The following is a 21,582-nucleotide window of genomic DNA, read 5'->3' as shown; positions in this document are numbered from 1 at the left end:
CCCGGGTCCCCTTCCGGGGGCCCGGGCCCTTTCCTGTCCGGCGGCGTCCGTCACGCCGCCGCCGGAACCTCCCGGGCCGCGTCGCTGGTGGCCGGCGACAGGGCCAGCTCCAGCACCTGGCGGACATCGGTCACGGCGTGGACGTCGAGCTTGTCCAGCACCTCGGCCGGGACGTCGTCCAGGTCGGGCTCGTTGCGCTTCGGGATGATCACCGTGGTGACCCCCGCGCGGTGCGCGGCGAGCAGCTTCTGCTTCACGCCGCCGATCGGCAGCACCCGTCCGGTCAGCGAGACCTCACCGGTCATCGCCACGTCCGTACGCACCAGCCGTCCGCTGAGCAGCGACGCGAGCGCCGTCGTCATCGTGATGCCCGCGCTCGGCCCGTCCTTCGGGACCGCGCCCGCTGGGAAGTGGATGTGCACGCCCCGGTCCTTCAGATCGGCGACGGGCAGCTCCAGCTCGGCGCCGTGGCTGCGCAGGAAGCTCAGCGCGATCTGGGCGCTCTCCTTCATCACGTCACCCAGCTGGCCGGTCAGCGTCAGGCCCGCCGCGCCCGTCTCCGGGTCGGCCAGCGACGCCTCGACGAACAGCACGTCGCCGCCCGCGCCGGTCACCGCGAGACCGGTGGCCACGCCCGGCACGGCCGTACGGCGCTCGGCCGGGTCCTGGGCGGACTCGGGCACGTGGTGCGGCCGGCCGATCAGGCCGCGCAGCTCGCCCTCGGTGACGCTGAACGGCAGCTTCCGCTCGCCCAGTTCGTGCTGGGCCGCCACCTTGCGCAGCAGCCGCGCGATGGACCGCTCCAGGGTGCGCACGCCCGCCTCACGGGTGTACTCGCCGGCGAGCTTGCGCAGCGCGCCCTCGTCGATGGTGACCTCGTCCGTGTTCAGTCCCGCCCGTTCCAGCTGGCGCGGGAGCAGGTGGTCGCGGGCGATGACGACCTTCTCGTCCTCGGTGTAGCCGTCGAGCCGGACCAGTTCCATACGGTCGAGCAGCGCCTCCGGGATGGCCTCCAGCACGTTGGCCGTGGCCAGGAAGACGACGTCGCTCAGGTCCAGCTCGACCTCCAGGTAGTGGTCCCGGAAGGTGTGGTTCTGTGCCGGGTCGAGCACTTCGAGGAGCGCGGCCGCGGGGTCCCCGCGGAAGTCGGAGCCGACCTTGTCGATCTCGTCGAGCAGGACCACCGGGTTCATCGACCCGGCCTCCTTGATCGCCCGCACGATCCGGCCGGGCAGGGCACCCACGTAGGTACGGCGGTGGCCGCGGATCTCGGCCTCGTCGCGCACACCGCCGAGGGCGACGCGCACGAACTTGCGGCCCATGGCGTGGGCGACGGACTCACCCAGCGAGGTCTTGCCGACACCGGGCGGTCCGACGAGCGCCAGCACGGCACCGCCGCGCCGCCCGCCGACCACACCGAGGCCGCGCTCACCGCGCCGCTTGCGCACCGCGAGGTACTCGGTGATCCGCTCCTTCACGTCCTCGAGACCGGAGTGCTCGGCGTCCAGCACGCCCTTGGCGCCCTGGATGTCGTAGGCGTCCTCGGTGCGCTCGTTCCACGGCAGCTCCAGGACGGTGTCCAGCCAGGTGCGGATCCAGGAGCCCTCGGGCGACTGGTCGCTCGACCGCTCCAGCTTGTCGACCTCCTTGAGCGCGGCCTCGCGGACCTTCTCCGGCAGGTCGGCGGCCTCCACGCGGGCGCGGTAGTCGTCGGACTCCTCGGCGGGGTCCTTGCCTGCCTCGCCGTTCAGCTCGCGCAACTCCTTGCGGACGGCCTCCAGCTGGCGGCGCAGCAGGAACTCGCGCTGCTGCTTGTCGACGCCCTCCTGGACGTCCTTGGCGATGGTCTCGGCCACGTCCTGCTCGGCGAGGTGGTCACGCAGCTGCTGCGTGGCGAGCTTCAGCCGGGCCACCGGGTCGGCGGTCTCCAGCAGCTCCACCTTCTGCTCGGTGGTCAGGAAGGGCGAGTAACCGGAGTTGTCGGCGAGCTGCGAGACGTCGTCGATGGCCTGCACCCGGTCCACGACCTGCCAGGCGCCGCGCTTGCGCAGCCAGGCGGTGGCGAGCGCCTTGTACTCCTTCACCAGCTCCGCCACCTGTCCGGGCAGCGGATCGGGCACGCTCTGGTCGACGGGCGTGCCCTCGACCCACAGCGCCGCACCCGGCCCGGTGGTGCCGGCGCCGATACGCACCCGGCCCCGGCCGCGGATCAGGGCACCGGGATCACCGTCGGCCAGCCGGCCGACCTGCTCCACGGTGCCGAGCACCCCGGTGCTCGCGTAGGTGCCGTCGATACGCGGCACCAGCAGCACCCGGGGCTTGCCGGGCGTGGACCGCGCGGCGGCCTGGGCGGCCTCCACGGCGGCACGCACATCGGCGTCGTTCAAGTCCAGGGGGACCACCATCCCGGGCAGCACGACCTCGTCGTCGAGCGGCAGCACGGGCAGGGTGAGCGATGTGGACGTCGAAGCCATGATCTCCCCTTAGGCAGTCAAGTTGAGTTACGCCGACTCAATGCACAGGGGATCCCGATTGTTCCCGCCACTCCGGGGCGTTCGCTGACAGCGATCGACAGCGGACCGGGCATGTGGAAACCACGGGGTCGACAGGAGAAGCGGCGAGTCGACGGCCGCTATTCCGGCCGGTCCTGACCGCCGGGGTCCCGGCGCGCGTAGCCGACGGCACGGTGACTGAGCCGGTCCCCGCCGGGAGGCGGTCACGGCGTTCGCCGGCAGCGATCGGGTGCTCACCCTCACCCGCTCCCGCCTGGCAGGATGGCCCGATGTCCACTTCGTACGACACGCCTGTGGTTCTGGACCGTCGCGAAGGCCCCTATGGGGAGGTGGTGCTGCGGCGGCACGGGGAGCTGCTGCAGATCATCGCCAACGGCTGCTTCCTGATGGACACCTCCGACGGCCGCTCGGAGCGGCTGCTGGTGGACGCGGCACTGGACGCGCTGGGCGACCGTTCACGGCCGCACATCCTGATCGGCGGGCTCGGCGTCGGGTTCTCGCTCGCACACGCCGCGGCCGACCCGCGGCCGGGGCGGATCACCGTCGCGGAGCGCGAGCACGCGATCATCGACTGGCATCTCGGCGGGCCGCTGTCCGGCCTCTCCGCGGCGGCGCTCGCCGACCCGCGGACGTCGATCCTGGAGACCGATCTCGTCACCCACGTGTATGAGACATCCGCCACGTACGACGCGCTCTGCCTCGACATCGACAACGGACCCGGATGGACCGTCACCGACGGCAACGAGAGCCTGTACTCACCGGACGGACTGGCCGCCTGCGCAAGGGCGTTGACACCGGGTGGGGTACTGGCCGTATGGTCCGCTCAGCCCTCTCCGGAATTCGAAGAAACCTTGCGCAATGCCGGATTCCAGCAGGTGCGTACCGATGAGATCCCCGTTGCCCGGGGCGTTCCGGACGTCGTGCACCTCGCCGTCCGACCTGGATAGCCCTGGCACGGTGACTCCCCGTACTCTGCTTTCCTGACGCGGATCATTCAAGCGTCAATCGCAAGCATGCGCAGGCACAGCCAGTAAGCGGGATCACCCCACGGATTCCGGAAAGCAACTTTGGGGCGGGCGATGGAGCAGACACACACCTCCCACAACGGCACGGCGGCGACCCCCGGCGCACAGCGCCGGGTCCTGGTGGTCGAGGACGATCCGACCATCGTGGACGCCATCGCGGCCCGTCTGCGCGCCGAGGGATTCCTCGTGCAGACCGCGGGAGACGGCCCGGCGGCCGTCGACACGGCCGAGGCCTGGCAGCCCGACCTCCTGATCCTCGACATCATGCTGCCGGGCTTCGACGGTCTGGAGGTCTGCCGCCGGGTGCAGGCCCAGCGGCCGGTGCCGGTCATGATGCTGACCGCGCGGGACGACGAGACGGACATGCTGGTCGGGCTCGGCGTCGGCGCCGACGACTACATGACCAAGCCGTTCTCCATGCGGGAGCTGGCGGCACGCGTGCACGTGCTGCTGCGCCGCGTCGAGCGCGCCGCCCTCGCCGCCACCACGCCGCGCTCGGGCATCCTGCGCCTCGGCGAGCTGGAGATCGACCACGCGCAGCGGCGCGTACGGGTCCGCAGCGAGGACGTGCATCTGACGCCGACCGAGTTCGACCTGCTGGTGTGCCTGGCGAACACCCCGCGCGCGGTCCTCTCCCGCGAGCAGCTGCTCGCCGAGGTATGGGACTGGGCGGACGCCTCCGGCACCCGGACCGTGGACAGCCACATCAAGGCGCTGCGCCGGAAGATCGGGGCCGAGCGCATCCGCACCGTGCACGGCGTGGGCTACGCCCTGGAGACGCCGACGCCATGAGCGACGGTCCGGCCGCGCGGAGAGGCCCCGGGGAGCCCTGGGGCGGCGTACGTCCGTTCTCGATCAAGACCAAGCTGGGCGCGCTCGTCGTCATCGCGGTCCTGATCACCACCGGACTGTCGATGATCGCGGTGCGCACCCAGACGGAGCTGCGCTTCATCACGGTCTTCTCGATGATCGCCACGCTGCTCATCACGCAGTTCGTGGCGCATTCGCTCACCGCGCCGCTGGACGAGATGAACACGGTCGCCCGGTCCATATCCCAGGGCGACTACACCCGTCGGGTCAGCGAGAGCCGCCGCGACGAACTGGGCGACCTGGCCGGGACGATCAACCTCATGGCCGACGAGCTGGAGGCCCAGGACCAGCAGCGCAAGGAGCTGGTCGCGAACGTCTCCCACGAGCTGCGCACCCCGATCGCGGGCCTGCGCGCGGTCCTGGAGAACGTGGTCGACGGCATCGCCGAGGCCGACCCCGAGACGATGCGCACGGCGCTGAAGCAGACCGAGCGCCTCGGCCGGCTCGTGGAGACCCTGCTGGACCTGTCCCGTCTGGACAACGGGGTCGTCCCGCTGCGGATGCGGCGCTTCGAGGTATGGCCCTATCTCTCCGGGGTGCTGAAGGAGGCCAACATGGTCGCCTCCGCGCGCGCGGGCATGACCTCGGGCTCCGGCAGCCACACCCGTACCGACGTGCATCTGCACCTCGACGTGTCCCCGCCGGAGCTGACCGCGCACGCCGACCCCGAGCGCATCCACCAGGTCGTCGCCAACCTCATCGACAACGCGATCAAGCACAGCCCGCCGCACGGCAGGGTCACGGTCAAGGCGCGGCGCGGCCCGCTCCCGGAGTCGCTGGAGCTGGAGGTCCTGGACGAGGGTCCGGGCATCCCGCGCTCGGACTGGCACCGGGTCTTCGAGCGGTTCAACCGGGGCGCGGTCAGCCGCCCGCACGGCCCGGGCAGCGACGGCGGCACCGGACTGGGGCTGGCGATCGCGCGCTGGGCGGTGGACCTTCACGGCGGCCGGATCGGTGTGGCCGAGTCGGATCGGGGTTGCCGGATTCTTGTCACACTTCCAGGGCAGCCTTCCGTACCAAGTTGACGTAAAGTTCGAAGCGGAGCGCCAAGATCCACACGCGTCGTGCCTGACAGGGCCGTGTGATCAGGTACAGACCTGCGCCGTCGCCGCGTCAGGTCGCGGTCGCGCCATCCCCTTTACGTGCCGCAGAAGCGGAACCCCGCTTGTTTCCCGCCATTTCTGAGCCCGAAACACGCTTCCCGATGTGACTTACACGACGATGACCATGCCCGGCCTGACCTTCCCGGCCGGGGAGGCGTAGCCTTGATTCCCGCTGTCCATCACCTTGTGAAGCGGAAGAGGGCGGTTGCCGCCGTGTCGCCACAGTCCCCCAGTAACGCATCGAGCATCTCGACCGACGCGGACCAAGCGGGCAAGAACCCCGCTGCCGCGTTCGGCGCCAACGAGTGGCTCGTCGACGAGATCTATCAGCAGTACCTCCAGGACCCGAATTCGGTAGACCGCGCCTGGTGGGACTTCTTCGCCGACTACAAGCCGGGGGCTGCCGCCGCCCCGGCTCCGGCGGGTACCGCGGCCGCGGGGGCCGCGGAGACCACCACCGCTCCGGCCGACGCGTCGGTCCCGGCGCCCGCTCCCGCGGCTCCGAAGCCGGCGGCCGCGGCCCCGGCCAAGGCCGCCGCGCCCGCCGCTCCTGCGCCGGCGAAGCCCGCCGCGGCCCCGGCCGCCAAGCCGGCCCAGCCGAAGAAGGGCGAGCCCGCCGCCGCCCCCGCGGACGGCCCCGAGTTCGTGACGCTGCGCGGCCCCTCCGCCGCGGTCGCCAAGAACATGAACGCCTCGCTGGAGCTGCCGACCGCCACCTCGGTCCGCGCGGTCCCGGTGAAGCTGCTGTTCGACAACCGCATCGTCATCAACAACCACCTCAAGCGGGCCCGGGGCGGGAAGATCTCCTTCACGCACCTGATCGGCTACGCGATGGTGCAGGCCATCAAGGCCATGCCGTCGATGAACTACTCGTTCGGCGAGAAGGACGGCAAGCCGACCCTCGTCAAGCCGGCGCACGTCAACCTCGGCCTCGCCATCGACCTGGTCAAGCCCAACGGCGACCGCCAGCTCGTCGTCGCGGCGATCAAGAAGGCCGAGACGCTGAACTTCTTCGAGTTCTGGCAGGCCTACGAGGACATCGTCCGCCGCGCCCGTGACGGCAAGCTGACGATGGACGACTTCACCGGTGTCACGGTCTCCCTGACCAACCCCGGCGGCCTCGGCACCGTGCACTCCGTGCCGCGTCTGATGCCCGGCCAGTCGGTGATCATGGGCGTCGGCTCCATGGACTACCCGGCGGAGTTCCAGGGCACCTCCCAGGACACCCTGAACAAGCTCGGCATCTCCAAGGTCATGACGCTCACGTCGACCTACGACCACCGGGTCATCCAGGGCGCCGCGTCCGGCGAGTTCCTCCGCCAGGTCGCGAACCTCCTGCTCGGCGAGAACGGCTTCTACGACGACATCTTCGAGGCCCTGCGCATCCCCTACGAGCCGGTCCGCTGGCTCAAGGACATCGACGCCAGCCACGACGACGACGTCACCAAGGCCGCCAGGGTCTTCGAGCTGATTCACTCCTACCGGGTCCGCGGCCACGTCATGGCCGACACCGACCCGCTGGAGTACCGCCAGCGCAAGCACCCCGACCTCGACATCACCGAGCACGGCCTCACCCTGTGGGACCTGGAGCGCGAGTTCGCGGTCGGCGGTTTCTCGGGCAAGTCCCTGATGAAGCTGCGCGACATCCTCGGCGTGCTGCGCGACTCGTACTGCCGCACCACCGGCATCGAGTTCATGCACATCCAGGACCCCAAGCAGCGCAAGTGGATCCAGGACCGCATCGAGCGCCCGCACTCCAAGCCGGAGCGCGAGGAGCAGCTGCGCATCCTGCGCCGGCTGAACGCCGCGGAGGCCTTCGAGACCTTCCTGCAGACGAAGTACGTCGGCCAGAAGCGCTTCTCCCTGGAGGGCGGCGAGTCCGTCATCCCGCTGCTCGACGCGGTGCTGGACTCGGCCGCCGAGTCCCGCCTCGACGAGGTCGTCATCGGCATGGCCCACCGCGGCCGGCTGAACGTCCTGGCGAACATCGTCGGCAAGTCGTACGCGCAGATCTTCCGCGAGTTCGAGGGCAACCTCGACCCGAAGTCGATGCACGGCTCCGGCGACGTGAAGTACCACCTGGGCGCCGAGGGCACCTTCACCGGCCTGGACGGCGAGCAGATCAAGGTCTCGCTCACCGCCAACCCCTCCCACCTGGAGGCGGTCGACCCGGTCCTGGAGGGCGTCGCCCGCGCCAAGCAGGACATCATCAACAAGGGCGGCACGGACTTCACCGTCCTGCCGATCGCCCTGCACGGCGACGCGGCCTTCGCGGGCCAGGGCGTCGTCGCCGAGACGCTGAACATGTCGCAGCTGCGCGGCTACCGCACCGGCGGCACCGTCCACGTCGTCATCAACAACCAGGTCGGCTTCACCGCGGCCCCCGAGTCCTCGCGTTCCTCCATGTACGCGACGGACGTGGCCCGCATGATCGAGGCCCCGATCTTCCATGTGAACGGCGACGACCCCGAGGCCGTCGTCCGGGTCGCGCGGCTGGCCTTCGAGTTCCGTCAGGCGTTCAACAAGGACGTCGTGATCGACCTCATCTGCTACCGCCGCCGCGGTCACAACGAGTCGGACAACCCGGCCTTCACCCAGCCGCTGATGTACGACCTGATCGACAAGAAGCGCTCGGTGCGCAAGCTGTACACCGAGTCCCTGATCGGTCGCGGCGACATCACCCTGGAAGAGGCCGAGCAGGCGCTGCAGGACTACCAGGGCCAGCTGGAGAAGGTCTTCACGGAGGTCCGCGAGGCCACCGCGCAGCCGACCGCCGCCGAGCCCACGGACCCGCAGGCCGAGTTCCCGGTCGCCGTGAACACCGCGGTGACCACGGAGGTCGTCAAGCGGATCGCCGAGTCCCAGGTCAACATCCCCGACCATGTCACCGTCCACCCGCGTCTGCTGCCCCAGCTGCAGCGCCGCGCGTCGATGGTCGAGGACGGCACCATCGACTGGGGCATGGGCGAGACCCTCGCGGTCGGCTCCCTCCTGCTCGAGGGCGTCCCGGTCCGGCTCGCCGGCCAGGACTCGCAGCGCGGCACCTTCGGCCAGCGCCACGCGGTGATCATCGACAACAAGACGGGCGAGGAGTACACGCCGCTCCAGTACCTCTCCGAGGACCAGGCGCGGTACAACGTGTACAACTCCCTGCTGTCCGAGTACGCGGCGATGGGCTTCGAGTACGGCTACTCGCTCGCCCGCCCCGACGCGCTCGTGATGTGGGAGGCGCAGTTCGGCGACTTCGTCAACGGCGCCCAGACCGTCGTCGACGAGTTCATCTCCTCGGCCGAGCAGAAGTGGGCGCAGACCTCCGGTGTCGTCCTGCTCCTGCCGCACGGCTACGAGGGCCAGGGCCCGGACCACTCCTCGGCCCGCCCGGAGCGGTTCCTGCAGCTCTGCGCGCAGAACAACATGACGGTCGCCATGCCGACCTCGCCGTCGAACTACTTCCACCTCCTGCGGTGGCAGGTGCACAACCCGCACCACAAGCCGCTGGTCGTCTTCACCCCGAAGTCGATGCTGCGCCTGAAGGCCGCCGCGTCGAAGGCGGAGGAGTTCACCACCGGCCAGTTCCAGCCGGTCATCGGTGACGCGTCGGTCGACCCGGCCGCCGTGAAGAAGGTCGTCTTCTGCGCCGGCAAGGTCTACTACGACCTGGAGGCCGAGCGGAAGAAGCGCGGCGTCACGGACACGGCGATCATCCGCATCGAGCGCCTGTACCCGCTGCCGGGTGCCGAGCTCCAGGCGGAGATCAAGAAGTACCCGAACGCCGAGAAGTACCTGTGGGCCCAGGAGGAGCCGGCGAACCAGGGTGCGTGGCCGTTCATCGCGCTCAACCTGATCGACCACCTGGACCTCGCGGTCGGCGCCGACGTCCCGCACGGCGAGCGCCTGCGCCGTATCTCGCGTCCGCACTCCTCGTCCCCGGCCGTCGGTTCCGCCAAGCGGCACCAGGCCGAGCAGGAGCAGCTGGTGCGTGAGGTGTTCGAGGCCTGAGCCTGCGGAACGCCGTAGGAGAGCCCGGACGGAAGGCCCGGCTCCGAGTCCCCTCGACTCGGAGCCGGGCCTTCCGGCGTCCGCTACCGCAGGGCTGCGTGGAGCTCGGCGAGGGCGCGTACGGTCGACCGGATCTCCAGCAGACAGGCGGTGGCCCCGGACGGGCGCCGGGCCGGCTCGGGCGCCCTGGACGGTTCGATGCCGACGGTGTCCACCTCCACGGCGAAGGGCAGCTGCAGCATCCGTACGGCGGTGGCGTGCTGGGCGGGCACATGGAGCGCGGTCGTCACCAGCAACAGCCGGTCCCCCGGCTCCAGTTCGGCGACCCGCTCGGCGAAGAAGGCGTAGCTGTCCGCGGTGTCAGCGCGGCGCCGCTCCGGCCGGCTCGACGGGGCGGCGACCACCCGCACGGGCAGCCTCCCGGGCGTACGGTACGTGCGGACGGCCCAGGTGCCGCCGGGCAGTTCGGACTCCTCGCCGGCCACGGACTCGGGCGTCTGCAGACCGAAGGCGCGGCGGGTGCCGAAGTCGAGGGCCTCGTACTCCTCGCCGAGCTCGGGCGCCCCGGCGAGCGCGGCGAGCTCGAACTCGTCGCCCACGAAGGGGCGGTGGCCGCCGAGGGCGGTGACGGAGCCGGCGGTCACCCGTCCGGTGCGGATCAGACGGGCGGCGTATGCCGTGCGGGCCAGGCAGGCGCGGATGAGGCCGCCGAGGACCAGGACGTGCTCGTAGTGGCCGTAGCGCAGCCGGGTGCCGCCACAGAGGCCGAGCGCCTCGGCGGCCGCCCGTACGAGCTGCTGCAGCTCGGGGCGTACGGGCAGGTCGTCGGCGAGATTGCGTTCCCTGCCGCGCCGGGTGTCCCAGCGGCGGGTGAACACGTCGAGCCGGGCCAGCCGCTCGGCCGCGTCGCCCTTGCGGGCCGCCAGGTCGCGGGCGAGTTCATGGTCCTGGTCGGTGCGGGCGAACGCCTCGACCAGGGCGCGCACGGGCGGGGAGGCCAGCCAGTCCTCGATGTCCGCGACCGGGTCAACTCCCGTGCCGACGAGGGGTACCGGGTCGAAGTGCGTACTCATGTCGTTCCGTCTCCGTGGGATGGGACTACCGCGCGCCGTCCCGAGAACTGCCGGGACGGGGGCGGGGTCACGGAGCCGTCGGCGAGCGGCCCCGGCCCGGCACGCAGCCGTGGCGGACAGGACATATCCTCACCTCATGTACTTCACCGACCGAGGCATCGAAGAGCTGGAGAAGCGGCGCGGCGAGGAGGAGATCACCTTCGAGTGGCTGGCCGAGCAGCTGCGCACCTTCGTCGATCTGAACCCCGACTTCGAGGTACCGGTGGAGCGGCTGGCGACCTGGCTTGCCCGGCTGGACGACGAGGACGACGACATCTGAGGACGCCGCTGTACGTCAGTCCAGCGGGCTGACGGGCCAGCAGGCGAGGCCCAGTGTGCCGTGGGCCAGCAGGAGCGCGCCAGCGGTCGTCCAGCCGCCGCTGCGGCGGTGCAGGCCCCAGGCCGTGAGGGGCAGGCCGACCGCGATCTGGGCCAGGGAGAGGGCACGCGCCCAGGGTCCCGCGGCGGCCCAGGGCACGAGAGGGGCCGGCGGCGCGGCGTCGCCCTCGGACCGGGCGGTGCCCTCGGCCGGGCGGACGTGCGGGTGTGCGCGTGCGGCGGCGCGCAGCCGGTCGGCGCTGTCGCCGGGGGCGAGGCCGTCGGGCAGGTGCACACCCGCACGCTGGAGGACGGCGAGCAGTCCGCGCAGGCGGGCGCGGGCGTCGGACGCCGGGTCGGGGCGGGTCAGTTCGTCGAGGGACTGCTCGTCGAGCACCGGGTCGAGGCCGAGGCGGGCGGCGAAGGTGTGCATGGCCTCGTCGACGCCGGCCGGGGTGCCGTTGGCGAGCCATTCGTAGCCGACCGGGCGGCGGAAGCCCGAGGCGAGGGAGTACCCGGCGCGCTCGGTGTCCCACCACAGGGCGAGCGCGGGCCACGGGGCGCCGACGGCCAGGGCGAGGGCCCAGCCGGACAGGACGCGGTCGACCGGCTCGCCGCCCTCCTGCCAGGGCCTGCCCTCGGGGACGAGCACGCTCCATCCCTCGCCGGCCGGCGCGAGCAGCATGTCCTCGCGCAGCAGCCGGGCCACGGGTGCGACGGAATCGGGTTCCGCCCGGCACAGGAGCAGGGCGCCCGGGGCCGGCTGGGCCTCGCGGGCGGACCGGGACTGTTCCGTCGACATGCCCCCACGCTAGGCCGCTTTGTCCGGTGAGCGGGATTTGTGATCACCAGAACGAGTGCCTTGACTTTCCCTGCCCGCGATATATCGTGTTTTACGGAAGACGCGATATGGCGTGTCGTGTCCAGGCCCGGCCCGTGCGGTCGCGCCCGGCCGGTCAGGAGGTCCGCACCATGCCCGAGTGGTCCGTCACGGAGCCCAGGAAACTCACCTTCGAGGAGCCGGTGCGCGACCTGCACGTCCGCGTCGTCAACGGAACGGTGAACGTGGTGGGCACCGAGGAGGGTTCCGCACGCCTGGAGGTCTCCGAGATCGAGGGCCCGCCGCTGGTGGTGACCCAGCAGGACGGCGTCCTGACCGTCGCCTACGAGGACCTGCCCTGGAAGGGGTTCCTCAAGTGGCTGGACCGCAAGGGCTGGCGCCGCAGCGCGGTGGTCTCCCTGGCGGTGCCGGCCGACACCCGTGTCGAGGTGGGCGTGGTGGGCGCGAGCGCGTTCGTCTCCGGCCTGCGGGGGCGGTCCATGGTCAAGGGCGTCACCGGCGACACCACACTGGTCGGCCTGTCCGGGCCGGTCCGCGCGGACACCGTGTCCGGGAACCTGGAGGCGCAGGCCGTGACCGGCGACCTCCGCTTCAACTCGGTCTCCGGTGATCTGACGGTCGTCGAGGGCGCCGCCTCGTCCGTGAAGGCCGACTCCGTCAGCGGGTCCATGATCGTCGACCTGGACCCGGACGGCCCGACGGACGTCCGGCTGACCAGCGTCTCCGGCGAGATCGCCATACGGCTGCCCGCCCCGGCCGACGCCGACGTCGAGGCCAACACCGCGAGCGGCACCATCTCCAACGCCTTCGACGACCTCCGGGTGCACGGCCAGTGGGGCGCGCACAAGATCACCGGCCGGCTGGGCGCCGGCACCGGCAAGCTCCGGGCGACGACGGTCTCCGGCTCCATCGCGCTGCTGCGCCGCCCGCCCCGGGAGGACGAGTCCTGGGCAGGTGAGGCGCCCGGCCCGGCCGGGGACCCGGTGGGCGGCCCCGCGGCCGGAGCGGGGGACAATCCCCTCTCCGGCCAGGGCGACGATCCGACCGACGCCCCCACACCCCGCCCGGCCGACGGCACGACCGACAAGAAGGTGCTCTGACATGCCCCCCGTCTTCGCCCACGGCCGCCTGCGCCTGTATCTGCTGAAGCTGCTGGACGAGGCGCCCCGCCACGGCTACGAGGTGATCCGCCTGCTGGAGGAACGCTTCCAGGGGCTGTACGCACCGTCCGCCGGCACCGTCTACCCCCGTCTGGCCAAGCTGGAGGCGGAGGGCCTGGTCACCCACACCACCGAGGGCGGCCGCAAGGTGTACGCCATCACGGACGCCGGCCGCGCCGAACTCGCCGACCGCAGCGGTGAACTGGCCGATCTGGAGCTGGAGATCCGGGAGTCGGTCGCCGAGCTGGCCGCCGAGATGCAGGCCGATGTGCGTGGCGCGGCCGGTGATCTGCGGCGCGAGATGCGGGCCGCCGTGTCCGAGGCCCGCAAGGGCGGCTCCGGGACGGAGAGCGCCTCGGGCGACTTCTCGGACGTCACCGACAAGGAGGCCTGGCGGGCCGCCAAGGAGGAGATGCGCCGGGCCAAGCAGGAGTGGAAGGAGCAGGCCCGCCGCGCCAAGGACGAGAGCCGGCGCGCCCGCGAGGAGGCCCAGCGTGCCCGGCGCCAGGCCAAGGAGGCGCAGGACCGCGCCCGCGCCCAGGCCCAGGAGGAGGTCCAGCGCATCGCCCGCCGGGTCCAGGAGCATGTGCAGGACCACTTCGCCCGGGGCGACTGGCCGACGGGGCTCCGCGAGGGCCTGACGGAACTGACCAAGGAGTTCGGGGACTTCGGCAAGGGCTTCGGCCGGGACTTCGGCTTCGGCCGCCAGGGCGCCTCCTCCCCCGGGACCGACCGGGCCGGGCAGGCTCCGGCAGCCGAGCACTCCCCCGCCGCCGAGTACACCCGGCCCCCCGAGTACTCCGAGACCCCCGGGGACTTCCCGGCCGGCTACGAGCCCACCTGGGCCCATGAGAGCGGCACCGGCGACCCGGCCCGCGACCTGGACCGGCTGCTCGACCGGTTCCGCGACGACATCCGCGACGCGGCCCGCGACCACGGTGTGACGCCGGACCAGTTCCGGGATGTCCGGCGCCACTTGTCGACGGCGGCGGCCCATATCGGCGCCGTACTGCGGGCGCCCAAGTCCTGACGGAGGCCGGGCGGTACGGCCCCACCGCCCGGCCCGGCCTTCCCCGCAGCGCTCCTCAGCCGGCCTTGGACTCCGGTCCGCCGTACAGCACGCGGGTGACGGACTCATGGGTCACGCCGTGGTCGGCGAGGGCCTCGGCGGGGACGCCGGGGCGGCTGGTCAGGGCCAGCAGCAGATGCTCGTCGCCGATGTACCGGTCCCGGCGGGCGACGGCCATGCGCAGCGACCGCGTCAGCACATCCTTGGCGTCCTTGCTGAACGGACGGTGCCCGGACCAGCCGCCCCGGCCGCGACGGTCCCCGGCCAGCGCCCCTACGCCGTGCGCCTCCTCGACCCGGGCGACGATCTCCGTGACGTCGATCCCGAGTCCGGCGAGCGCGTCGGTTTCGGCCTGCGACAGCCCGCCCCGTCGGCGGGCCTCGCCGAGCGCCCGGCGTACGGAGTCGAGCCATGCTCCGCCGCCGAGCGACGCCAGGGCGAACGACGCCCGGCCGCCCTCCCGGTCCAGCAGCGCGAGCAGCAGATGCTCGGGCCCGACGGCCGGCGCCTCGTCCCGCTCGGCGTGCTCGACCGCGCCCGTCACCACCGCGCGGGCGTCCTTCGTGAACCGTTCGAACATCAACGCCTCCCGTGCTTCTTGTGGACGGCCTGCCTGCTGACCCCGAGCTCCGCGGCGATCTCCTGCCACGACCACCCTTGGTTGCGCGCGCTGCGCACCTGCACCGCCTCCAGCTGTTCCAGCAGCCGGCGCAGGGCGGCGACGGCCCGCAGGCCCACCCTTGGATCGCGATCTCCCGCCCGCTCGGCGAGATCCGTTGCCTCGGTCATGATGTCAATATTGGTTGACAGGTCGGGCGATGTCAACCCTAGTTGACATGCGGGCGCTGGGGACATGAAGAACGGCGGGTCCGGAGCAGAGCCCGGACCCGCCGTGAAAGGCGCGACGCCAAAGGTCAGTTGGTGAGCACGATCTTCCCGAACTGCTCGCCGGACGCCATCCGCTCGAAGCCCTCACGGGCCCGGTCCATCGGCAGCACCTCGTCGATCACGGGGCGTACCCCGGTCGCGGCGCAGAAGGACAGCAGGTCCTCCAGCTCGTCCTTGGTGCCCATGGTGGAGCCGACGACCTTCAGCTCCAGGAAGAAGATCCGGGTGAGCTCGGCGTGGGAGGGCCGGTCGCCGCTGGTGGCGCCGGAGATGACCAGCGTGCCGCCCGGCTTCAGCGACTTCACGGAGTGCGACCAGGTGGCGGCGCCGACCGTCTCGATCACGGCGTCGACGCGCTGCGGGAGCCGGGCCCCCGACTCCACGGCCTCGACGGCGCCCAGCTCCAGGGCGCGCTTGCGCTTGGCCTCGTCCCGGCTGGTGGCGAAGACGCGCAGCCCCGCCGCCTTGCCGAGGACGATCGCGGCCGTGGCGACACCGCCGCCGGCGCCCTGCACCAGCACCGAGTCGCCGGGCCGTACACCGGCGTTGGTGAACAGCATCCGGTACGCGGTCAGCCAGGCGGTGGGCAGGCAGGCGGCCTCCTCGAAGGAGAGCTCCTTGGGCTTGGGCAGGACGTTCCAGGTCGGGACGGCGACCTGCTCGGCGAAGGTGCCCTGGTAGCGCTCGGTGAGGATGGAGCGGGGCTCCCGGGGGCCGACCCCGTGCCCGCTCTGGCCGATGACGGAGTGCAGGACGACCTCGTTGCCGTCCTCGTCGACGCCGGCGGCGTCGCAGCCGAGGATCATCGGCAGCCGTTCCTCGGGGAGGCCCACACCCCGCAGGGACCAGAGGTCGTGATGGTTCAGGGAGGCGGCCCTGACATCGATGGTGCTCCAGCCGGGGCGGGCCTCGGGGGCCGGGCGGTCCCCCAACTCCAGGCCGGAGAGCGGCTGGTCGCGGTCGATTCGGGCGGCGTAGACGGCGAACATGACCTTGACGATAGGCTCCGCGCCCGGCCGGCGGAACGGTGGGGCGTTGTGAGACACGCCCTCTTGCCAAGCCACCGGGCCCCTGCGAGCAGCCTCGCGCGACACGCCGGGCCCGGTCCCGTCCGTCACCCGGACGGCGGAGCGGACGGGTAAAGAGACAAGCCACCCCGCCGATATGCACCCCCCGACGAAAGCGACCCCGCCCGGACAGCCGGACGGGGTCGTTCTGCCGATACCGGGGTCAGCGGCGCGCGACGCCCTCGGCGCGGGCGGCGGCGGCGACGGCCGCGGTGACCGCGGGAGCCACACGCTCGTCGAACGGCGACGGGATCACATAGTCGGCGGCGAGGTCGTCACCGACGACACCGGCCAGCGCCTCGGCGGCGGCGATCTTCATGCCCTCGGTGATCCGGGAGGCCCGCACCTGGAGGGCGCCGGCGAAGATGCCGGGGAAGGCCAGCACGTTGTTGATCTGGTTCGGGAAGTCCGACCGGCCGGTGGCGACGACCGCGGCGTACTTGTGCGCGACCTCGGGGTGCACCTCGGGGTTCGGGTTGGCCATGGCGAACACGAAGGCGCCCTCGGCCATCGAGGCGACGGCCTCCTCGGGCACCGTGCCGCCGGAGACGCCGATGAACACGTCCGCGCCGGCCAGGGCCGACTCCAGCGAGCCGGTGAGGCCGGCCTTGTTGGTGAACCCGGCCACCTCGCGCTTGACGTCCGTCAGATCGGTCCGGTCGGCCGACACGACACCCTTGCGGTCGGCCACGGCGACATCGCCGATACCGGCCTCGACCAGCATCCGGGCGATGGCGACACCGGCCGCGCCGGCACCGGAGATCACGGCCCGCAGGTCCGCGAGTCCCTTGCCGGTCAGCCGCGCCGCGTTGCGCAGCGCCGCCAGCGTCACGACGGCCGTGCCGTGCTGGTCGTCGTGGAAGACCGGGATGTCGAGCCGCTCCTGCAGCTTGCGCTCGATCTCGAAGCACCGGGGGGCCGAGATGTCCTCGAGGTTCACTCCCCCGAAGGACGGCGCGAGGCGCACCACGGTCTCGACGATCTCGTCGACGCCGGTGCAGGCGAGGGCGATCGGGACCGCGTCCACGCCGCCGAACTGCTTGAACAGAATGGCCTTGCCCTCCATCACCGGGAGGGAGGCCTCGGGACCGATGTCACCGAGCCCCAGCACGGCCGTGCCGTCGGTCACGACGGCGACGACGGACGACTTCCACGTGTAGTCGTTGACGAGTTCCGGCTGCTCGGCGATCGCGCTGCACACTTTCGCGACGCCGGGCGTGTACGCCAGGGACAGGTCGTCCTTGTCGCGGACCGGCACGGTGGCCTGCACGGCCATCTTGCCGCCGCGGTGCAGGGCGAATGCCGGATCGAAGGAATCGAGGGGCTCGACCCCTCCGTCCTGATCGGTATTGCCCCCGCTGCGAGGATTGACGATCTCCGCTGCCACTTGTCTGACCCCTTAAATGATCATGGTTGAGGGTGGGACCACTCCTGGTGAGAAGTGGGCGGGGACGCGTATGGCCCTGCTCGTTGATACGTACGACGTACGGCCCATACACGACGGGCGCGCCGCACACGCGCCCTGAGCCCCGGATGAGGGGTGTAAAGAACCTTCTTACCGGACGGACCGCGCCGCGACGAGTCCAATACGTGCAAGATCACATGACGCATGGGGAGGCTTCCTCACCCATGGATACGAATCGGACACGACGTGAGGGTGGCACCGGTGTGAATCGTGCCGAAATGGGCGGACAATCATCACCAAACACCATGGACGGTCACTGAACCTCACGTACCCCACACACGACCGGTCCGCATCCTGCGAAACGCCGAAGATCTTCCGGCCGGAAGGATGGATTCCCGTAGAAGGTGCGGCCAGGGTGGACCGGCCCGCGGCGGTTCGGGGGTAACCCGTTATCCGATTTTGACATGGCGGGCGCCCTGAATGGCCCAGTCCGAATGGCAAGATGCCGTAATCACACAGGGTCGCGACACTCGAAGGCGTGTGCTCTCGTCGACCTGAGGAACACAGGCCCCTGCCGGTCACCGGCAGGCGCCCGCCCCATCGGCAACTCCACCCATCCGCCGGAGGAACCCACCATGACCGCACGCACCACCCGTCGTACGACCGCCGCTCGCTCCCGGTTGGCAGTGGTCGGCTCGATCGCGGTCGCAGGCGCACTGATTCTCACCGGTTGCGGTGACCAGACCGACAGCAACACGGAGGGCACGGGCTCGAAGAGCGCCGCACCGCTCGCCGACAAGCTGCCGCAGGCGATCCGCGACAAGGGCGTCATCAAGGTCGGCTCGGACATCGCGTACGCCCCGGTCGAGTTCAAGGACGACTCCGGCAAGACGGTCGGCATCGACCCCGACCTGGCCGCCGCCATGGGCAAGCAGCTCGGCGTGACGTTCCAGTTCGAGAACGGCACCTTCGACAGCCTGATCACCGGTCTGCGCTCGAAGCGCTACGACATCGCCATGTCGGCGATGACGGACACCAAGGACCGCCAGGAGGGCATCGACTCGGACACCGGCAAGAAGGTCGGTGAGGGCGTCGACTTCGTCGACTACTTCACGGCCGGTGTCTCGATCTACACCCAGAAGGGCAAGAACACCGACATCAAGACCTGGTCGGACCTGTGCGGCAAGAAGATCGTCGTGCAGCGCGGCACGGTCTCCGAGGACCTGGCCAAGGCCGAGGCCAAGAAGTGCTCCGGTGGCAAGACCATCACCATCGAGGCCTTCGACAACGACCAGCAGGCCCAGACCCGCCTGCGCTCGGGCGGCGCCGCCGCCGGCTCGTCCGACTTCCCCGTCGCCGCGTACGCCGTGAAGACCTCCGGTGGCGGCAACGACTTCCAGCTGGTCGGCGAGCAGGTCGAGGCCGCCCCGTACGGCATCGCGGTCGCCAAGACCAACACCCAGCTGCGCGACGCCCTCAAGGCCGCCCTCGACGCGATCATCGACAACGGCGAGTACGACAAGATCATCAAGAAGTGGGGCGTCGAGGACGGTGCCGTGAAGGAAGCCACCATCAACGGCGGCAAGTGACCGCGTCGGACAGCGGGCACTGAAAGGCAACACCTGTGACTGACATCGACAAGAAGGACGGGCCGGCGGACACCCCGCCGGCCGGTCCGGAGGCCATCAAGGCCATCCCGGTCCGCCACTACGGGCGGTACGTCTCCGCCGTCCTGGCCATCGCCATCCTGGCCGCGATCGTCTACGCCTTCTCCCAGGGCAAGATCAACTGGGGCGCGATCCCGGACTACTTCTTCGACGACCGCATCCTCGACGGCGTCGGCAAGACGCTGCTGCTGACGGTCCTGTCCATGGCGATCGGCATCATCGGCGGCGTCCTGCTCGCCGTGATGCGGCTGTCCAAGAACCCCGTGACCTCGTCCATCGCGTGGTTCTACATCTGGTTCTTCCGCGGCACCCCGGTCCTGGTCCAGCTCATCGTCTGGTTCAACCTGGGCCTGGTCTTCGAGTACATCAACCTCGGCCCGTTCTACAAGAACGAGTGGTCCGACTTCATGACGCCGTTCCTGACGGCGCTGCTCGGACTCGGCCTCAACGAGGCGGCGTACATGGCGGAGATCTGCCGCGCCGGTCTGCTCGCGGTCGACGAGGGCCAGACGGAGGCCTCGCACGCCCTCGGCATGAGCCATGTGAAGACGCTGCGCCGCATCGTCATCCCGCAGGCCATGCGCGTGATCGTGCCGCCCACGGGCAACGAGGTCATCAACATGCTGAAGACGACCTCGCTGGTCTCGGTCGTCCAGTATCCCGAGCTGCTGCGCGCGGCCCAGGACATCGGCCAGACCTCCGGTGCCCCGGCCGAGATGCTGTTCCTCGCGGCCGCCTGGTACCTGCTGCTGACCTCGGTCTTCAGCATCGGCCAGTACTACCTGGAGCGCTACTACGCCCGCGGTTCGAGCCGGTCCCTGCCGGCGACGCCGTTCCAGAAGATCAAGGCGAACCTGCTGTCCCTGTCCAACCGCTCTTCGTCGACGGGAGGCACCGCATGACCGCCATGGTCAAGGCCGAGGGCGTCCACAAGTCCTTCGGCCCCGTAGAGGTCCTCAAGGGCATCGACCTCGAGGTCAAGCAGGGTGAGGTGTTCTGCCTCATCGGTCCGTCGGGTTCCGGCAAGTCGACCTTCCTGCGGTGCATCAACCACCTGGAGAAGATCAACGCCGGCCGGCTGTACGTCGACGGCGAGCTGGTCGGCTACCGCCAGAAGGGCGACAAGCTGTACGAGCTCAAGGACAGCGAGGTCGCGCTGAAGCGCCGGGACATCGGCATGGTGTTCCAGCGGTTCAACCTGTTCCCGCACATGACGGCCCTGGAGAACGTCATCGAGGCGCCGATCCAGGTCAAGGGCGTCTCCCGCGCCCAGGCCCGGGAGCGGGCGCGCGAGCTCCTCGACCGGGTCGGCCTGGCCGACAAGGCGGGGAACTACCCCTCGCAGCTCTCCGGCGGCCAGCAGCAGCGCGTGGCGATCGCCCGCGCGCTCGCCATGGACCCGAAGCTGATGCTCTTCGACGAGCCCACCTCGGCGCTCGACCCGGAGCTGGTCGGCGACGTCCTGGACGTCATGCGCGACCTCGCCGAGTCCGGTATGACGATGGTCGTCGTCACCCATGAGATGGGCTTCGCCCGCGAGGTGGGCGACAGCCTGGTCTTCATGGACGGCGGTGTGGTCGTCGAGTCCGGCGATCCGCGGGAGGTCCTGACCAACCCGCAGCACGAGCGGACGCAGGCGTTCCTGTCCAAGGTGCTCTGACCGAGGGCCGAAGACGGACCGGAGGGGCGGTACGGGTCATCCGTACCGCCCCTCTCGTCATGTCCGGGGTGCTACTTCAGCGCCAGCAGCAGCGTGTCCGACGGGGAGCACCAGACCGGCCGGGCCTCCCCGAAGCCCTGCTCGCGCAGGACGCGGGCGTGCCAGGCGGCCGGGGGCATGTCGCCGTCGGCGTGGTCGCCGTAGATCTCGAAGCGGCGGGCCGTCGGCCCGGCGAGGGCCGGGTCCTCGGCCGCGAGCCGCCACCACTCGGACCAGTCGGGGACGCCGTCCGCCCTGGCGCGTTCCATGCGGGCGTGGCGCTGGGCGCGCTCGGCGGCGTTGATCCGGGGCGTCGTGTCGTCGATCATGTGGTCCGCGTTCATGAAGACACCGCCGTCACGGACGAGCTCCGCGACCTGACCGTAGAGGGCCACGAGGGGTTCACGGTGCAGCCAGTGCAGGGCCGTGGCGGTCAGGACGGCGTCGTAGGAGTCGTACGGCAGCCGGGCCGGCCAGTCGGGGTCCTTGAGGTCGGCCGTGACGAACGAGATCCGCTCGTCGCCCGCGAAGGTGCCCTCGGCGATGGCCAGGAGCGCCGGGTCGAGGTCGACGCCGGTGCTGGTGGCCTCGGGGAACCGCGCGAGCAGCCGCGCCGAGATGCTTCCGGTGCCGCACGCGAGGTCGAGCACGCGCGGGGCCGGGCCGACGAGGGCCTCGACCATGTCGAGCATGATCCGGAAGCGGTCCTCGCGGTCCGGCATGTACCACTCCTGCTGCCGGTCCCAGCTGCGCTGCCAGGCGCCCCAGTCCGCGGTGGTCGTGATGGCCGAGGTGTCCATGTCCGTCATCGAGCCCCTCCGTCGCACGATTGCGTAATACCCTGGA

The 21,582-nt window shown here is 70.9% G+C and carries 18 protein-coding genes; 10 read left to right on the top strand and 8 right to left on the bottom strand.

Translation table 11 applies throughout. The features are described from left to right. Positions 1 to 50 precede the first annotated feature (50 nt). On the bottom strand, positions 51 to 2,474 hold the full coding sequence (gene lon / locus KBY32_RS04445; RefSeq protein WP_210978953.1) for an endopeptidase La: 2,424 nt from the start codon (positions 2,472 to 2,474) through the stop codon (positions 51 to 53). A 308-nt stretch (positions 2,475 to 2,782) separates the two neighbouring features. Here lon and KBY32_RS04440 point away from each other — a divergent pair, with 308 nt between their 5' ends. From KBY32_RS04440 to KBY32_RS04425, 4 genes are all read left to right on the top strand, one after another. Further along, positions 2,783 to 3,460 (top strand): spermidine synthase, encoded by a 678-nt coding sequence (locus KBY32_RS04440; protein WP_115507527.1) that lies wholly within the window; start codon positions 2,783 to 2,785, stop codon positions 3,458 to 3,460. A 132-nt stretch (positions 3,461 to 3,592) separates the two neighbouring features. Further along, positions 3,593 to 4,330, top strand: a complete 738-nt coding sequence (locus tag KBY32_RS04435; protein WP_030956984.1) for a response regulator transcription factor — start codon at positions 3,593 to 3,595, stop codon at positions 4,328 to 4,330. Next, positions 4,327 to 5,433 carry a cell wall metabolism sensor histidine kinase WalK gene (locus KBY32_RS04430; RefSeq protein ID WP_210978952.1) on the top strand — a complete coding sequence of 369 codons (1,107 nt, stop codon included), beginning with the start codon at positions 4,327 to 4,329 and terminating at the stop codon, positions 5,431 to 5,433. Before KBY32_RS04435 ends, KBY32_RS04430 begins: the two co-directional genes overlap by 4 nt. A 291-nt stretch (positions 5,434 to 5,724) precedes the next feature. Further along, positions 5,725 to 9,510 (top strand): multifunctional oxoglutarate decarboxylase/oxoglutarate dehydrogenase thiamine pyrophosphate-binding subunit/dihydrolipoyllysine-residue succinyltransferase subunit, encoded by a 3,786-nt coding sequence (locus tag KBY32_RS04425; RefSeq protein WP_210978951.1) that lies wholly within the window; start codon positions 5,725 to 5,727, stop codon positions 9,508 to 9,510. An 83-nt stretch (positions 9,511 to 9,593) separates the two neighbouring features. On the opposite strand, the gene KBY32_RS04420 is transcribed toward KBY32_RS04425, so the two are convergent. Then, complete coding sequence (locus tag KBY32_RS04420) at positions 9,594 to 10,583, bottom strand: hypothetical protein (RefSeq protein ID WP_210978950.1); 990 nt, start codon at positions 10,581 to 10,583, stop codon at positions 9,594 to 9,596. Between the two features lie 136 nt (positions 10,584 to 10,719). Between KBY32_RS04420 and KBY32_RS04415 the strand changes: the two genes are divergently transcribed. Beyond that, the gene (locus KBY32_RS04415) at positions 10,720 to 10,902 is read left to right on the top strand and encodes a DUF6104 family protein (RefSeq protein WP_055624112.1); all 183 of its coding nucleotides are present in this window, start codon (positions 10,720 to 10,722) and stop codon (positions 10,900 to 10,902) included. Positions 10,903 to 10,917: 15 nt separating this feature from the next. Here KBY32_RS04415 and KBY32_RS04410 read toward each other — a convergent pair whose 3' ends face one another. Further along, positions 10,918 to 11,742 (bottom strand): hypothetical protein, encoded by an 825-nt coding sequence (locus KBY32_RS04410; protein WP_210978949.1) that lies wholly within the window; start codon positions 11,740 to 11,742, stop codon positions 10,918 to 10,920. A gap of 170 nt (positions 11,743 to 11,912) precedes the next feature. On the opposite strand from KBY32_RS04410, the gene KBY32_RS04405 reads away from it, so the two are divergent. Both KBY32_RS04405 and KBY32_RS04400 read left to right on the top strand, forming a co-directional pair. Next, entirely contained in the window at positions 11,913 to 12,881 is a 969-nt protein-coding gene (locus KBY32_RS04405; protein WP_055624114.1) for a DUF4097 family beta strand repeat-containing protein, read from the top strand. Between the two features lies 1 nt (position 12,882). Next, positions 12,883 to 13,971: a PadR family transcriptional regulator gene (locus KBY32_RS04400; RefSeq protein ID WP_210978948.1), complete on the top strand. Its 1,089-nt coding sequence runs from the start codon at positions 12,883 to 12,885 to the stop codon at positions 13,969 to 13,971. Between the two features lie 55 nt (positions 13,972 to 14,026). Here KBY32_RS04400 and KBY32_RS04395 read toward each other — a convergent pair whose 3' ends face one another. The 4 genes from KBY32_RS04395 to KBY32_RS04380 all read right to left on the bottom strand — a co-directional run bounded on the left by KBY32_RS04395 (position 14,027) and on the right by KBY32_RS04380 (position 17,352). Then, positions 14,027 to 14,590, bottom strand: coding sequence for a Clp protease N-terminal domain-containing protein (locus KBY32_RS04395; RefSeq protein ID WP_055624116.1), 564 nt, complete (start codon positions 14,588 to 14,590; stop codon positions 14,027 to 14,029). Next, on the bottom strand, positions 14,590 to 14,799 hold the full coding sequence (locus KBY32_RS04390; RefSeq protein ID WP_055624179.1) for a helix-turn-helix domain-containing protein: 210 nt from the start codon (positions 14,797 to 14,799) through the stop codon (positions 14,590 to 14,592). Before KBY32_RS04390 ends, KBY32_RS04395 begins: the two co-directional genes overlap by 1 nt. Before the next feature lie 125 nt (positions 14,800 to 14,924). Continuing rightward, positions 14,925 to 15,887, bottom strand: coding sequence for a zinc-binding dehydrogenase (locus KBY32_RS04385; RefSeq protein WP_055624117.1), 963 nt, complete (start codon positions 15,885 to 15,887; stop codon positions 14,925 to 14,927). A 241-nt stretch (positions 15,888 to 16,128) separates the two neighbouring features. After that, entirely contained in the window at positions 16,129 to 17,352 is a 1,224-nt protein-coding gene (locus tag KBY32_RS04380) for an NADP-dependent malic enzyme (RefSeq protein WP_055624118.1), read from the bottom strand. A gap of 653 nt (positions 17,353 to 18,005) precedes the next feature. On the opposite strand from KBY32_RS04380, the gene KBY32_RS04375 reads away from it, so the two are divergent. The 3 genes from KBY32_RS04375 to KBY32_RS04365 are packed head-to-tail and all read left to right on the top strand — an operon-like array spanning position 18,006 to position 20,697. After that, positions 18,006 to 18,959 (top strand): ABC transporter substrate-binding protein, encoded by a 954-nt coding sequence (locus tag KBY32_RS04375; protein WP_210978947.1) that lies wholly within the window; start codon positions 18,006 to 18,008, stop codon positions 18,957 to 18,959. 35 nt (positions 18,960 to 18,994) lie between these two features. Then, positions 18,995 to 19,939: an amino acid ABC transporter permease gene (locus KBY32_RS04370; protein ID WP_210978946.1), complete on the top strand. Its 945-nt coding sequence runs from the start codon at positions 18,995 to 18,997 to the stop codon at positions 19,937 to 19,939. Next, positions 19,936 to 20,697 carry an amino acid ABC transporter ATP-binding protein gene (locus tag KBY32_RS04365; protein ID WP_055624121.1) on the top strand — a complete coding sequence of 254 codons (762 nt, stop codon included), beginning with the start codon at positions 19,936 to 19,938 and terminating at the stop codon, positions 20,695 to 20,697. The genes KBY32_RS04370 and KBY32_RS04365 overlap by 4 nt, the downstream gene beginning before the upstream one ends. Before the next feature lie 71 nt (positions 20,698 to 20,768). On the opposite strand, the gene KBY32_RS04360 is transcribed toward KBY32_RS04365, so the two are convergent. Further along, positions 20,769 to 21,545, bottom strand: a complete 777-nt coding sequence (locus KBY32_RS04360; RefSeq protein WP_210978945.1) for a trans-aconitate 2-methyltransferase — start codon at positions 21,543 to 21,545, stop codon at positions 20,769 to 20,771. Positions 21,546 to 21,582 lie beyond the last annotated feature (37 nt).

Origin of the sequence: Streptomyces sp. RK62, from assembly GCF_018070255.1 — a bacterium.
GTDB lineage: Bacteria > Actinomycetota > Actinomycetes > Streptomycetales > Streptomycetaceae > Streptomyces > Streptomyces nigra.
Note: the sequence above shows the minus strand (reverse complement) of the source record. Positions and strands in the feature narration are given on the sequence as shown.